Annotated in this window: 13 protein-coding genes and 4 pseudogenes; 6 read left to right on the forward strand and 11 right to left on the reverse strand. The window is 66.6% G+C overall.

Translation table 11 applies throughout. The features are described from left to right. A partial coding sequence (locus tag KBX53_RS06755) for a hypothetical protein (protein ID WP_210858164.1) occupies positions 1-467 on the forward strand: 467 nt, incomplete at its 5' end. A 10-nt stretch (positions 468-477) separates the two neighbouring features. Then, the gene (locus tag KBX53_RS06760) at positions 478-1,404 is read left to right on the forward strand and encodes a tyrosine-type recombinase/integrase (protein ID WP_210858165.1); all 927 of its coding nucleotides are present in this window, start codon (positions 478-480) and stop codon (positions 1,402-1,404) included. 9 nt (positions 1,405-1,413) lie between these two features. Here the strand turns inward: KBX53_RS06760 and KBX53_RS06765 are convergent, their stop codons facing one another. From KBX53_RS06765 to KBX53_RS37275, 5 genes and pseudogenes are all read right to left on the reverse strand, one after another. Next, positions 1,414-2,421: a hypothetical protein gene (locus KBX53_RS06765; RefSeq protein WP_210858166.1), complete on the reverse strand. Its 1,008-nt coding sequence runs from the start codon at positions 2,419-2,421 to the stop codon at positions 1,414-1,416. 2 nt (positions 2,422-2,423) lie between these two features. Beyond that, positions 2,424-2,753 (reverse strand): PrgI family protein, encoded by a 330-nt coding sequence (locus tag KBX53_RS06770; RefSeq protein ID WP_156057307.1) that lies wholly within the window; start codon positions 2,751-2,753, stop codon positions 2,424-2,426. 441 nt (positions 2,754-3,194) lie between these two features. Continuing rightward, the gene (locus tag KBX53_RS06775; RefSeq protein ID WP_210858167.1) at positions 3,195-4,055 is read right to left on the reverse strand and encodes a hypothetical protein; all 861 of its coding nucleotides are present in this window, start codon (positions 4,053-4,055) and stop codon (positions 3,195-3,197) included. Beyond that, positions 4,036-4,629 carry a transposase gene (locus tag KBX53_RS36200; RefSeq protein WP_247675211.1) on the reverse strand — a complete coding sequence of 198 codons (594 nt, stop codon included), beginning with the start codon at positions 4,627-4,629 and terminating at the stop codon, positions 4,036-4,038. The genes KBX53_RS06775 and KBX53_RS36200 overlap by 20 nt, the downstream gene beginning before the upstream one ends. 76 nt (positions 4,630-4,705) lie before the next feature. Further along, positions 4,706-5,098 (reverse strand): annotated as a pseudogene (locus KBX53_RS37275) (transposase); the annotation flags it as partial. A gap of 68 nt (positions 5,099-5,166) precedes the next feature. Between KBX53_RS37275 and KBX53_RS06785 the strand changes: the two are divergent. Further along, on the forward strand, positions 5,167-5,637 hold the full coding sequence (locus KBX53_RS06785; protein WP_030328630.1) for a hypothetical protein: 471 nt from the start codon (positions 5,167-5,169) through the stop codon (positions 5,635-5,637). A 415-nt stretch (positions 5,638-6,052) separates the two neighbouring features. Here the strand turns inward: KBX53_RS06785 and KBX53_RS06790 are convergent. The 5 genes and pseudogenes from KBX53_RS06790 to KBX53_RS06810 form a co-directional block, all read right to left on the reverse strand. Then, positions 6,053-6,380, reverse strand: a pseudogene (locus KBX53_RS06790) (hypothetical protein). A 910-nt stretch (positions 6,381-7,290) separates the two neighbouring features. Then, positions 7,291-7,899, reverse strand: a complete 609-nt coding sequence (locus KBX53_RS06795; RefSeq protein WP_030328628.1) for a TetR/AcrR family transcriptional regulator — start codon at positions 7,897-7,899, stop codon at positions 7,291-7,293. 248 nt (positions 7,900-8,147) lie between these two features. Beyond that, positions 8,148-8,495: a hypothetical protein gene (locus tag KBX53_RS36205; protein WP_247675213.1), complete on the reverse strand. Its 348-nt coding sequence runs from the start codon at positions 8,493-8,495 to the stop codon at positions 8,148-8,150. A 351-nt stretch (positions 8,496-8,846) separates the two neighbouring features. Continuing rightward, positions 8,847-9,083 carry a hypothetical protein gene (locus KBX53_RS06805; protein WP_030328623.1) on the reverse strand — a complete coding sequence of 79 codons (237 nt, stop codon included), beginning with the start codon at positions 9,081-9,083 and terminating at the stop codon, positions 8,847-8,849. A gap of 125 nt (positions 9,084-9,208) precedes the next feature. Continuing rightward, a complete protein-coding gene (locus KBX53_RS06810) occupies positions 9,209-9,775 on the reverse strand; it encodes a hypothetical protein (protein ID WP_210858168.1) in 567 nt (188 codons plus the stop codon). 1,353 nt (positions 9,776-11,128) lie between these two features. On the opposite strand from KBX53_RS06810, the pseudogene KBX53_RS06815 reads away from it, so the two are divergent. Further along, positions 11,129-11,363: pseudogene (locus KBX53_RS06815) on the forward strand (hypothetical protein); the annotation flags it as partial. 151 nt (positions 11,364-11,514) lie between these two features. Then, a complete protein-coding gene (locus KBX53_RS06820) occupies positions 11,515-12,414 on the forward strand; it encodes a 2-hydroxyacid dehydrogenase (protein WP_081883702.1) in 900 nt (299 codons plus the stop codon). 438 nt (positions 12,415-12,852) lie between these two features. Here the strand turns inward: KBX53_RS06820 and KBX53_RS36210 are convergent. Next, positions 12,853-13,005: pseudogene (locus KBX53_RS36210) on the reverse strand (IS5/IS1182 family transposase); the annotation flags it as partial. Between the two features lie 18 nt (positions 13,006-13,023). Here KBX53_RS36210 and KBX53_RS37280 point away from each other — a divergent pair. Next, on the forward strand, positions 13,024-13,195 hold a 172-nt coding region (locus tag KBX53_RS37280), incomplete at its 3' end, for an AAA family ATPase (protein WP_210858169.1).

Below are 13,195 nucleotides of genomic sequence, written 5' to 3' on the forward strand. Positions count from 1 at the left end.
CGGCGCCGCTGCCGACTCTGCCCGCGCCCGCCGCCCGCACGGGCGATGGCGTGGTGTTGGTCGTGGCCCGACCCGACGCCGCCGGCCGGGTCACCGCTCGCGCGCTGCTGCGGGCCTTGGACTGGATACCGGGCCTCACGCTGCACGTCGACGTCGTGACCGGCGCAATCCTGATCACCCCGGCCGTCGATGGCGCGCACGTCGTTGGTGCTCGCAAGGAGCTGCCCCTACCGGCCGCCGCCCGACATTTGTGCGGCATCGCCACCGGCGAACCCGTGCTGCTGGCCGCCCTGCCCCGCCAGAACCGCATCGTCGTCCACCCCTCAAACACCATCACCGCGGTCCTGGCCGACCTGCACGCCGCATCCTCGCAAAGCCCTCATGACCACCGGTCCCGATCGTGTCGCCACCGCCCGAGCGCTCCTCGAGCACCTCGGTCTCACCGCCGCCGACCTCACCGGCAGTAACCGGCCTGCCATGCCGACAGTCGCCGAGTACCTTCCTGCTGTGGTCGCCGCGGCGAGCCCGGGCACCCGACGCACCTACGGCAGCTCCTGGCGACGCATGGCCGCTGCCCTCGGCGAGTGGCGTATCGATGCGGTGCGGGCCAGCGACATCGAAGCCCTCATGCGACAGGCCGCCGCAGGCGCCCGCCCTCGCCGCAACTCCCGAAACGGCCGGCACGCCGGCGAGCACCTCATCGCCGCCGCCCGCGCCTTCTACAATCGCGCCATTGCCGACGGCTACCTCACCGTCGTGGACAGCCCTGCCCACCGGGTTCGCAAACCCCGTCGGCTGCCCAACACACGCCGCGCCCTCACCCCCGACGAACTGGCCGACATCAACGCCGCCGCCCGCAGCGGCGGTAACGACATCGTGCTCGACGCCCTACTGCTGCGCCTGCACACCGAAACTGCCTGCCGGCGCGGCGGCGCCCTGGCGCTGCGCCTGATCGACCTGGACACCGACCACGCGCTGATCCGCCTGTCGGAGAAGGGTGGCACGCAGCGGTGGCAGCCCATCACGCCGATGCTCGCCGCTCGTCTCAGCGAGCACGCCCAGGCCCGCGGCGCCGTCACGCCCACCGACGCGCTGCTTCGCTACCGTAACGGCCAACCCGCCACCTACCGGCGCTACGACCTACTGTGGGCCCGCATCGGCCGGCGGCTACCGTGGGTCGCCGCCCAGGGAATCACCATGCACTGGCTGCGCCACACCACCCTGACCTGGGTCGAGCGGCACTTCGGCTACGGTGTGGCCCGCGCCTACGCCGGACACACGGACCGCCGAGGACCCGCCACCACCACCTATATCAAGGCCGACCTGCACGCTGTCGCTACCGCCGTGGCAGCCTTCACCGGTCAGCCACACCCACTGGCCGTAGGTGAGAGCGTCCTAAGATGATGATCAGACCTAGACGGTGGTCGCGTCCTTGATCTGGAGCACGACAGGCCCTGCCGCTGTTGGAGCGATCCAAGCCTCATAGGTGGGATTCCGGGTGTCGGTCTTCGTGGTTCCGAGCCAGGTGTAGCGGACGGCCAGCTCGTACGTGCCCTTGACGCGGTAGATCGCAAACTTCGGATCGAAGGTGGCACGCGCGGTCAGAAGTGGATCACCCGTGGAAGACCACTTGACCTTCTCGGCGCCCGACGGCGGACTCCATTCGGGGCATCCAGCCGGCATAGCCGACTTGGCGTCTCGCACGCATCGTGTGAAAGCCTCGCTCAGCTTCGCGGCGACCAGTTCCCAAGGCACCTTGGGATCCTGCTTCACTACACCGGGGTCGCCTATGGCCGAGTGCTCCTTGATCTCCTGGACGTCAAGTCTCCCATCGACCCACTTCACCTTGGCCCAGTACTTCGCCGGCGTCACGACGCGGCGTAGCTCCTTTGAAGCGTTGTAGTCCGCCGTCACCATGACGGTCCCGAGCATGTCGAAGCGGCTCTCCGCTTCGGTGTAGTGAATGACCGCAGCTTCCAGAGGGTTGCCGTAGAAGGCCCATCGGACCTTGGAGACGTCCGAGGTCTCGACGATGGATTGCGGGCAATTGGCGGGGGTCGCAGACGGTGACTTCGCGCATTTGTCGAGCCAGCTACCTGCAGCCGCGACCACGGCCTCCTGCTTCACCTCAGCCGGCCAGGGATCTGACGTCGCAGGGAACGGCTCATCTCCGCCGAAGATGAAGTAGCCCAAGACAGCAAGAACGACGACGACGCCCAGTCCGCCACCACCCGCGGCTGCTGCCGCGCCACCTCCGGAGCCAGACTCTGTTGCCTCATCTTCTCTGAGGTCGACATTCGCTCTGGTTCCATAGTGACGATGGTGATGCGTGTGGGTGCTCTTATGGACGTTCCCTTCGTAGTAGGACCCCTTGACGTTGGCCTGACGTTCGCCACCAACGCCAGTTTGCCGATCTACCATGCTTACCTGCCCTCGCGGTCATCATGGCCTCGCTCGAAGTAGTCGCCCGCGACGTTGGCCTGACGCCCGCTACTGAACCCGACCTGGTTGACCACGGGGCTAGCTCTGCCCGACTTCGCCGGACCGCTCAAGCTGTCCCGATGCTGAGCGCCAGACGAGGGTGCCGAGCCGCTGGCGCTTCGAATCGTCAAAATCATGCCGACGATCGCTACCGGTAACGCGATGATGTTTGCCCAGGCCGCCGCGCCGTCGAGGCTCCCACTAAAGATCATTACTAGCGAGACAACGATCATCAGAAGGAGCGCGCAGGCGATCATCTGTCGTTTGGACACGACGTCCATCATGGGCGATGGACGCAAACTTGCGAAGCTCCGACGATAAGGAGTGTCCTTGATCTGCCACGTTGGCGACGTGCATCTTCCTGGTGCGGCTTGCCCGTGGTCCAAGGGGCGCAAGGCCATTCGTGAGCAGCAGTCGGTGTGGCACTTGGCAACGCGGTGGCCGACTCATCGGCTGCTGGTCGCAGCATCGGTCGGTCGTGAGCTGCCTACCGTGGCTGGGTGACATCCTGGATCCCGTCGCCGCCAAGGCGACCGTCACCGCCGAAGCCGAGGTCAGTGACGCATGACGACGATGGTCCGGGGCTGGCTCGTTGCCACCGCTCTTGCAGGCATTAGCGGACAGCTGCACCCCTTTCGATTAACTCCGGAAAACGTCGGCATCCGAAGTTGATCAACGACGCGTTGAAGCCGACGCGCGACCGCCTGATGGAGTCAGCGCAGACCGCGCTGCGCGGCGACGCTCTCGGCTATCTTCCGGTGAGTGCCGGCCAGTCCCTGGGTGTCGAGCGCGCCGGCGAAGGGCTTGCTGCTGTCTGGTTTGACGAGCGCGCCCCGGCGGACCCAGACGTCGGTGTGGCGGATCAAATAGTTGGTGGTCAGGATTGTGGCCCTGTGCGCGAGGAGGAATTCGAGGATGCGGTGCAGTTTCTCGCTGTTGCGCGAGTACCGGCTCAGCGCCGATGTGCACAGTACGAGATCGCCTTCGGTGGCCTTCCTGAGCAGGTTCACCAGACCTTGGTCGAAGCGCGGGTCGATCGCGCTGAACAGGGTCACCGTGTCGTCGCCGGACGGTGGTGCCGTGACTACCTCGTCGCCAGAAGGCAGGCTGGGTGTGGGTGCCGAGGGCAGGCGCAGTGGACCGCGACCGCCGTCGGCGAAGGTGTCGGTCAGCGCGTCCAGACACGCCCACGCACGCGGATAGCGCCCGGCCAGCTCGGCGAAATGGTTCGGCTTTTGATCGGCGATGGGCTGGCGGCGGCGCGCGGCCAGCAGATGCGATAGCGGGCCGGCCGCGTACTCCGTCGCCGGGATGATCCCGCTGTCGAGCGGACCGTCGTGGTGTGCCTGCTCGAGCAGGCTGTTTCGCACCACGAGGGTGACCTTGGCCTTCAGGTCCAGCGGTGCCGCCAGCGGCTTGTGGTCGAACACCTCCTCGACGAACGGTGCGATCAGCACGTCCTGCGCACGCTGCGGCAGGGCCGCCAGCGCCTCGGCCCGCTGCAACACGTCGTCGCCGATACGGTGGGCCAGGTCCTCGTCTACGTCGCAGACTTCAGTCAGCAGGCCGGGCAAGCGCCCCCTTTTTTGGCGTGGCGTGGGCGGCGGTGACGGCGAGGTCGGCGTGGGTACACAGAACGAGCGTTATATGGCGGTACCAGGCGTCGTAGCGACGCACCTGATAATGGTCCAGGCCGACCTCGGTCTTCGCGGTTTGGAAGCATTTCTCGATCGCCCACTGGGTCCCAGCGACCCGGCTCAGATCCTCGTCGTGCGTCCCGGCCGGGCCGAAGCGCAGGTAGTAGGCCAGGTCCGTGGGCTTGACGATATTGCGGCGGATTAGCCGCCAGTGGCCGTATTCGTCGACCGTGCCGGGTAGGGAGGCTACGGCCCAGTTGTAGAGTCGTGGCCCTTTGGGGCCGGTGCCGCAGCTGCGCCGCTTCCATGCCAGGGCCGGTGCGTTCGCGGCGAGGACGTCCGGGCGGGAGTTGCCCGCTGTGGTCGGGAGCCGCTGGTTGCGGGGCACGGCAAGCACGTAGCCCACCCTGTGCTGCCGCAGCCAGGTTCGGAACTTGGAATCCTGCCCGTATGCCTCGTCGGCGGTGACCCACTTCGCAGGCAGGCTGGCGGTGATAGCGCGCTCGATCATTCGCAGGTCCAGTGCGGTTTTTCGTGGCTAACCCGGCACCGGCTGCGATGCCGGCTTCCTCGCGGCGGGCGGGGTCGTCGCACCAGCGGCGGGGCAGATACAGCTCCCGGTCGATCAGCGTGCGCCCGGCTGGGCTGGCGTAGGCCAGGAACACCCCGAGTTGGCAGTTCTCCGTCCGCCCGGCAGTGCCCGAGTACTGACGCTGCACCCCCGCCGACTTGATGCCCTTCTTCAGGAAGCCGGTCTCCTTGACGATCAGCACCCCGTCGTCATGGCCGAGGTGCTCGGTCACGTAGGCAAACAGGTCGTCGCGAACAGCGTCCGGGTCCCACGCTGACTTGTTGAGCAGCCGTTGCATCCGGTCCGGTGTCGCATCGCCGGCGGCCTTGGTCAAAGTCCGAGTCCCTGGCGGACCACCGGCCGCACCATTGTGGAAGGACGATGCGAAAGTGAGGCATTTCCTGACCATCCGTCCAGTGCATAGCGTCCTCAGCAGGTCGCGGCAGCAACGCCGCAACTCGACGAGGGGAAGCACCTATGCAGAAGCTCATGAGGACGATCCTGGCGACGATGATCGTCGCCGCGGGAGTCGTCGCACCTCAGGCCTCGAGCGCCGCAGCCGCGGCGCCGGCCGGCAACATCACCGCGAGCCACGTGGCAACCACCAGCACGGCCCCGGCTCCTTCGGCCCCGTTGGCGATCCAGACCGGGGAGTACGAATACAACTGCATCGGAACCGATGGCAGTAGCTTCTGGATCGGCCCTGGAAGGCCGACCACCGACTGTCACGGTAGCTACCTGCAGAAGTACCTCGACGGAAACCTGCTTGCGACCTACAACCTCGCCTACGGCGGCGGGGCAGCACAGAATCCCCCGTGGAACACCGGATGCGTCCTGGCGATCGCCGGCGGGGTTGCGCTCTTCGTCTTCCCTCCGACCGGCGTCGCGGCGTGGGTCACATTGAGCGGCCTGGCGGCCGCTAGCCTTCTCGACTCGTGCATTGTCTAGCGCGTCGCGCCGGAAATTCGCCTACAAAATGGTGTGAGTGATCCGAGGATCTCCTCGGCGATCTTGGTTCAGATGACTGGTCGTGGATCGCAGCTCCAGTCGGCGATCCACGACCGGAGAGGTCGGCTTCGAGGGACTGCACCGATTTGTGGACGCCGCGGCGGATCTTTTGTTCAGTGAGGAACCCGTATCAGCGTTCGACCGGGTAGATCTAGGAGGATCCGGTCGGATTCAGCGTGTCGGCTCGGTGCTGGCCCGGCCGCTGCTCATCGATCAGCCCATCGAGAGGCTCGACCAGGACCTGAGACGTCATCTACCCACAGTGCAAAGATGGCACCCAGAGTGATCGCCACGTCGGTGTTCGAGGCGCCCCTCAGTGAGCCTTTCCGCGCAACGTTCTGATCACCGGTGGTGATCATGTTCTGCGGTCGTGTTGCGTGTAGAGCAGGACGAGTGCGGCGGCCAAGATCTTGCCGATGTGCCAGGGGTCGAGGCTGATGTTGCGTAGTGCTTTGAATGTGGTCTCGAGCAGGGAGCTTCCGCGTGGGTCCCGGAGTGCGGCACCGGTCAGTTTCGACCAGCGTGCCGTCGATGATGACATGTGAGTAGCCGGCGGTCTTGGCGGCGAGGAGGGAGCCGTGCAGACCGGGCAGCTGCGCGGCGAGCGCGCGGCTGCCACGGCGGGTGCGTTCGGCGTCCAGCAGCCCGGTCAGACGGTTCACCGTCTCCTCTCCCACCGGCAGTACAGCGGTTTATGTGACACTCATGTCGACGCAGGGCCGCTATGAAGTTGATCTTTGGAAGGACCACTTCGTATCGAGGTCTTGCGTATTTTCTCTGCACCCTCGCCTGATCTGGCGCGTCCGACACCTTCCCGGCATTCCGGACAGCTACTGACTGCTACCCCCAGCTTGCGAGGATGGCTCAGTGCACGCCAAACCATCTTCGCGCGCATCACCAGGGCCTGATCCGCACCACTCGTCCGGATCCTGAAAATCTTGACACAAAATGGAGCGAGGTGTTGACTTGTGGCCATGGGCCCGGCTTCAGCAGGAGACCAAGGATCGTTCGCCAGTTCGGATGCGGCTGACCGCCAGCTTGTCGTTCCGGGGTGGTATTACGCGACACTCGGAGTAATCGCGGGCGCTGCGGTCGTGGCATTTGCGCTTCTGCCGCAGGCGATCGCGGGCCCCACTCTCGTCGTCGCAGCCCTGCTTGTGGCGGTGACGAGCCGTACCGCGGCGAGAGCCTCGGGAACTCGTCTGCCCATTCCGGCTAGCGCTACCGGCGTCGGTTATCTGGTAGCCCTGGCGGTCGCCCTGGTCGGGTCCTTGATCGTTGTATGGACCGTGGTGCGTCCTGACGGTCCTTCCGGGCTCGCCTGGATGCTTGGCGCTCTAGTGTTCGTGGTCGCACTCAGCGGGACCTGGGTGGCCAGGACGGGGCGTTCGGCATAGGCCTCAGTGGTCCTTGGCCGTAACGGGTCAGCACGCACCAATCGCATCTGCGGGTGCCCTCTGATCTGGGATGACGGAACCCTGGAGGGCTCCCGTCATCCCAGATCAGAGGGCATTTCCCAGATGAGGCGTGGACGCAGCGACAAGCCGTCTCAGAGGTCACATGTCGGTGCAGCGGACCCGACTCACCCGACCGCTACGCCCCCATTCGTGAAAAGTCCGTCGTGCGGAGGAACGTAAGACGATCGCGAGTGATCTGGGCGGCGTCATCGATCAGCGAGAGACGAGACCCCGTCTCCATCGCCACGGCAACGAGGCCCACTATGCCGCAGAGGAGGAATTTTGCTTCTACAGTCGGATCGACGCTCGGCGAGATCAGACGCTTCTGCTGAGCCTCTTCGAGGTAGTCGGTAAGCCTGACATACCACCCGGACAAGCGACCGCCGAAACCCTTGTCGCCGGAAACCTCATCACCGAGTTTGATCGCCACCCGAGCCAGAGGGCTGTAGAGCACGTTCGTGGTCACATGCTCGGCAACCCACACGATCGCGTCGAGCGGATCGCCGGCGGGGCGAGGGGACCCCATGAATACGCCCCCCGGGTACGCGAGATTGATCACGGCAGACGCGAGCGTCTGCTTGGTGGGGAAGTAATAGGTGACCAACGACTTGGAGGTGCCGGCCAGCTCTGCGATGTGTTGGATGCTCGCCCGCTCGTACCCCGACTCATCAAAGGCCCGAACCGCGGCCTCAAGGATCTCAGGCGCGGCATTTTCCTCGCGATTGTCACTCAGACTGACCTCCACCGCTCGCAGAGCGGTATGCCTAGGTGACTCATTATCGGTGACGCTCATAAATCCCCCGTTCATCTCCGGTGGAACGAAGTGCGGGCAGGTCCCACGCCTCCACCACGGCGACGCCGTCGATGAGGGCGAATGTATCGATCTTAAACCCTGAACGAGCGGTCAGGGCAACACCTCCTGGCACTGCAGCCTCTAGTTCGGGGGTCTGCTGTGCTCGAATGCGTGGCGAGACCGGCCCAACTGGGCGAGCTTCACGCTGCGTGACCTTCGGGATCCTGGTCGGGCTGCCAGGTCACGTTGCAGCTACTCGCAACGTGGAGGCCAGGCTTATTCGATGAAAGGTCATTAATGGAAGAAGTCATTTCGATCCGGAGTTCCGCGCCGGCGGTGACCCCGGAGTACCGGGCGTCGATCGTGTCGCCTTTCACGCTCACGGTGGTCTCGGCGAGGCGGTCGGTGTCGAACAGTTTGCCGTCGAGGATGACGTGTGACCAGCCGTCGGCGGCGTCCCGGCGCAGGGCGTCATGCAGGGTGGGCGTCTGCGCCGCCAGGACCCGCACGGCCTCGGCGACGTACCGGTACGCGGTCGCCCTCGACACCCCGAGCCAGGCCCCGAGGATGGTCTTGTCCTCACCCTTGCGGAACCACCAACACCAGAAGCGCCTGGTAGAAGCAGGTCAACGTCCGGCCGGGTACCCACCACCCGGCGCGCGACAGCCGCGCCACGTGCCGCACGAGTTCCCTCGGGACGTCGAGCCTGGCAGCCTATGTGAACACGTGGAGCCCTCTCGGAGACTGGTCTTGTCGCAAAGACCTGCCTACTGATGGCTCTACGCCCACATCCAGCACTGTCCGCTATGGAGAAGGTGCCCGTGTCGTCCCGATCGGCGTCCCCAGCCTTGTTGAGACCACCTCAGTGACCGGTATAGCTTGCCGGTCTCTTTTGCAGGTCACGGAACCGGTTGGGTCTCGTCGCGAGTCTGGACGTACTTGTATCCGCGTACGGTGGGTCCGGCGTCGCGGCCGGGAAGTTGCATGCGGACCACGGCCTGCTCCTGCTGCGGGCTGAAGGTGATTTCTGCACCACAGAGGGAAATCGCCTGGCAGCGATAGGTCGCGCCGGGGCTGGTGTTCTTCCCCGCCGCGTTGAAGCTCGTCAGCTTCTGGGACGCGGACTCCTCCAGCACCTCACCGCAGCAGCTAGATTTGCGTGAGCTTCAGAGTTGCGCTGAGCGTCATCGGTGGTGGGGCAATGGGTCGTGTCGCCCCTCGGACACAACCCATAACCCCACGGTGCGCGTTGAGATCTACTTCAGCGCGCACCGTTTGCGTTTCCGGCTGGTAGTTCAGCCGAAGTCCGAGTTGCCGGTAGACCTCCGCTTTGGGCCTCGACACGACCCCGATGCCGACCGTGGTCACGCAGATCCGCCGCCGGCTGCGCCGGGCTGCACCACGCACCGCCACAGCCGCTACCACCGGCCAACGGCACGGCCTCCACTCGTCCCCAGACCCCATCGACGGGAATACCGGCCCGGACGCGGCCGCCCTCGACGGCGAAGACCACACCGACGGCGACCAGATCCCTGTGCCGCGCCCGGCGGTGCCGTCCCTGGCGCACCCGCTGGCCGAGGCCTGGCCGTCCGCAGGCCTCGGGCTCATCGGCCCGGGCGCCGACGCCGCTGCCCGCGGTTTCCTGACCGCCGCGCTCGCCGCCGGCGGCCTCGATGCCCCACACGAACGCACCCAGGTGGTGATGCCAGCGGCAACCGCGACGACCCTCCTCGGCACGGATACCGCGACCCTGCCCCACACTCCGCGCCTGACGGTCACCACCACCGTCGAGGAGGCCCTCGATCTCATCGAAGCGCAGATCCTGCACCGCAGCCGCCTCGTCGACGCAAGCGACGCTGACACGGTGGCCGACCTGCGCACGCTCGATCCGGCGGGGGAGCCGCTGCCGTCGTCGTCGCCAGCATCAGCCTCGTCGAGATCACCGGAAGGATCCGCGCCGACACCAGCCGACCCACACCCAGGCCCACGCAGCAACCAACGGCCCCTCAGGACCGGCCAGGACACCACGCCCCGAGGACCGGCGCCGACCGGACCACCAGGCGGCGAACGCCCCGCCTCACCGAAGCGGTCACCGAGACCAAACCAATGGCCACCTTCGCGTCGCCGGGCGCCGTGTCTACTCCGGCTTCACCGCGAGGACAGGCCGCGAGCACACAAAGCGCCGGGTCGCCAGGCCGCCCAACCCGGCCCGACCGCGAGGACGTCCGTGGCGGTTCCGAGGAGTCCCGTGCAGCGGGCGGCCGCGCCGGAAGGACGCCAGCCGGCCATGGGAGGACCGCAGCGACGACGATCCCCGCGGACCAGGACAGCGCCGCCCAGGTCGCTGCGGCCACTCCGGCCGCCGTGGCGTACTGGTACCAGCAGGATCCGTCGATGCACCCCGCGCAGATCGCCGAGCGGATCGGCAGATCCGAGCGCACCGTGCGTCGATACTGGCCGCCGGCCAAACTGCAGCGGGCGAACGCCCACCACCACGGCCCGCAACCGACCGTCCCCGGAGCGTCCTAACCCTGACCCGCTCTCGACCTTGTAGAGACTCTGGTGTCTGTTCCCTCCTTGATGAGGGTGCCGACGGGCCTATGGAGGGTGTGCGCAGTGAGCCCAGGCCATATCCTGTCGATCTTGTTATGCGGGAGTCAGGAGTCAGGCAGGTTCTGGTGGTGCGGGCGACGTCGGGACTTGCGAGCTGCTTGTCGGTGACCTCGGTGTGCAGCGAGGCCGGGATTCGCCCCTGCTGGTAGATGTGCAGGGTGTAGAGGTACGGGCTCGCCGCGTCGTACCCCGAGTACTCGATCTTCACCTGGCCCCTGCGCAGCAGGGTCCGCAACGTCTCCGCCTCGCCCGGCGCGATGGCCGCGTACGGGATGTCCGGCACCTCCTACGCGTTGTACCACCAGTCCGGGTCGACCGGCAGCGAGCAGACCGTGGTCGGCCAGATCCCGCCGCGGGAGACCGGTTCGATCAGCACCCCGACCGCGCCGGCGGCGCGTGCGCGGGCGAGTTGCGCCGCGCCGATCCGGCAGATGCAGCCGACCGGTTTGTCTGCGTCGATGCTGAGCAGCACGAGTTTGCCCCGGGCGTCGACCCGGTCGTAGTCCGCCGCTCTGCCGCGCCCGCCGTCGACCACCGCGACGTTCCGCCGGCCATCGAACCGGACCACCTGACCGGCGGCAACCGCCACGACGTCACCCAACTGCTGCCCCTGGTCGACAAGGTCCCACGGATCAAGGGCATCCGCGGTAGGCGTCGAGGAGACCATCGCCCTGCTGCACCGGTTCCGCCGCCTGCGCATCCGCTGGGAGATCCGCGACGACATCCACGAAGCCTTCCTCACCCTTGCCTGCGCCATCATCTGCTGGCGCCGCCTCCATTACTCAAAGAGTTGGGAGTTGTAGACGTGCCATCGGGCATGCGCGTCGACCGCAGGGCTGTTGCAACCGTTCGCGTGACCCGGCTCAGTGATCCTGCGCACGTTCGTGCCGATGGACGGATGTCGGCCGCTGTGCTCCCGGACATCCGACTGTCCGCCGAGGCATGATGATCGACATGCGTTACCTGCTGCCTCACCCCGACGCCGTGGCCGATCTCAGCGATCTCGACGTCGGGCTTTACGACGGCACGCAACCCCTCCCAGAGAACCTGGACGACGTCGAGTTGTACGCAGTGCCGTACGGGATCATCGATCCGCGCCTGTGTGAGCCGATCACTCGGATGCCTCGGCTCAACGTTGTGCAGACAGTGACCGCTGGTTACGACCACGTCCTGCCATTCCTGCGGCCTGGTCTGACCCTGGCCAACGGCCGGGGCGTTCACGATGCGGCTACCGCCGAACTCGCCGTGGCGCTTACGCTCGCCGCCCGGCGCGGACTGCCGCAACTCGTTCGGGCGGGCGACGAGGGCCGCTGGGACCCGTACTGGTCGCGTGGACTAGCTGACGCCCGGGTCCTCATCGTCGGCTACGGCTCGATCGGCGCCGCGATCGAACGCCGGCTCGCCGGGTTCGAGGTAGCCGTCAGCCGGGTGGCCCGGACTGCCCGCCCCGGGGTCCGGCCGATCTCGGAGATCGCGGACATGCTGCCGCACGCGGACGTCGTCATCCTTTCCGCACCGCTAACCCCGGAAACCGAAGGCATGGTGAACTCGGACTTCCTAGCCAAGATGGCCGACGGGGCCCTGCTGGTAAACGTGTCAAGGGGCCGAGTGGTGGACACCGACGCGCTGCTCACCGAACTCAGCAAAGGCCGGATGCACGCCGCCTTGGACGTTACAGAGCCCGAGCCGCTGCCTGCTGGTCACCCGCTGTGGTCCGCGCCGAATGCCCTTATCAGCCCGCACGTCGGCGGCCTGACCGCTGCGTTGTCACCCCGGGCTCGTCGCTTGTTGGTCAACCAGGTCCGGCGGCACGCAGCGGGCGAACCACTCGCGAACGTTGTCGTCGCGCCATGATCGCCCACTGCAGACGTCCGACAACCGGATGATCTATAGCGGCCCGCCGACAAGACACGCTGGAACTTGACAGGGAAGTGGGATGCCCCGTTCCCCGACGACCGCTTCTGGGCCGACCAGAGCCCACAGTCCAGCCGAGTGGGCGGACACCGTCGCCTTCGACCACGCGATCCGAGACGGCTCCGCGCGGGCCACCGCCGACGGTGGTCTTTACAAGAATTCGGGGCGGTTCAGCGTCGGTTCGACCTGAGGATCGGCTTATGCGCGATCTGTGATTGCGGATCTTCGACTGTGCACGGGTTCACGGCCTTCTGTGGGCGTGACAGCTTCGGTCGGAAGCAGCCGGGGGGAACCGAGCCGGCTGCGACCTGCCGGGCTGCGGTGCCCCGCTTGATCGGGGTGCCACGCTGCCGTGGGCTCCCTAGGTGGCCCCTTGCCGGCGAAAGTCATCGCGTCTGTCCTGGTCAATGCCTCGATGATGCCGTGTGTGCGGGCTGCGGTCGGGTCGTGGACCACATCTCGGTGAAGCCGGACGAGGCGGCCGGTGGCGGCGGTCATGACCTGCACGTTCACGCCGTGTCACTGTTTGTGAGAAGTGACTCTGTGGGGATGGGACGGCGTGGAAGTCTCCTAGAATGGTTGTTCGTGCTTTACGGCAGGTCGGCGGAGGTCAGCGCACTCGACGAGGTGATCGCGCGGGCTCGCGACGGCGTTGGTGGTGCGGTGGTGTTGCGGGGCGAGGCAGGCGTGGGCAAGACGGCCCTGCTCGACGCGGTGGCCG

Source organism: Micromonospora sp. M51 (genome assembly GCF_018070305.1).
Classification (GTDB): domain Bacteria; phylum Actinomycetota; class Actinomycetes; order Mycobacteriales; family Micromonosporaceae; genus Micromonospora; species Micromonospora parva.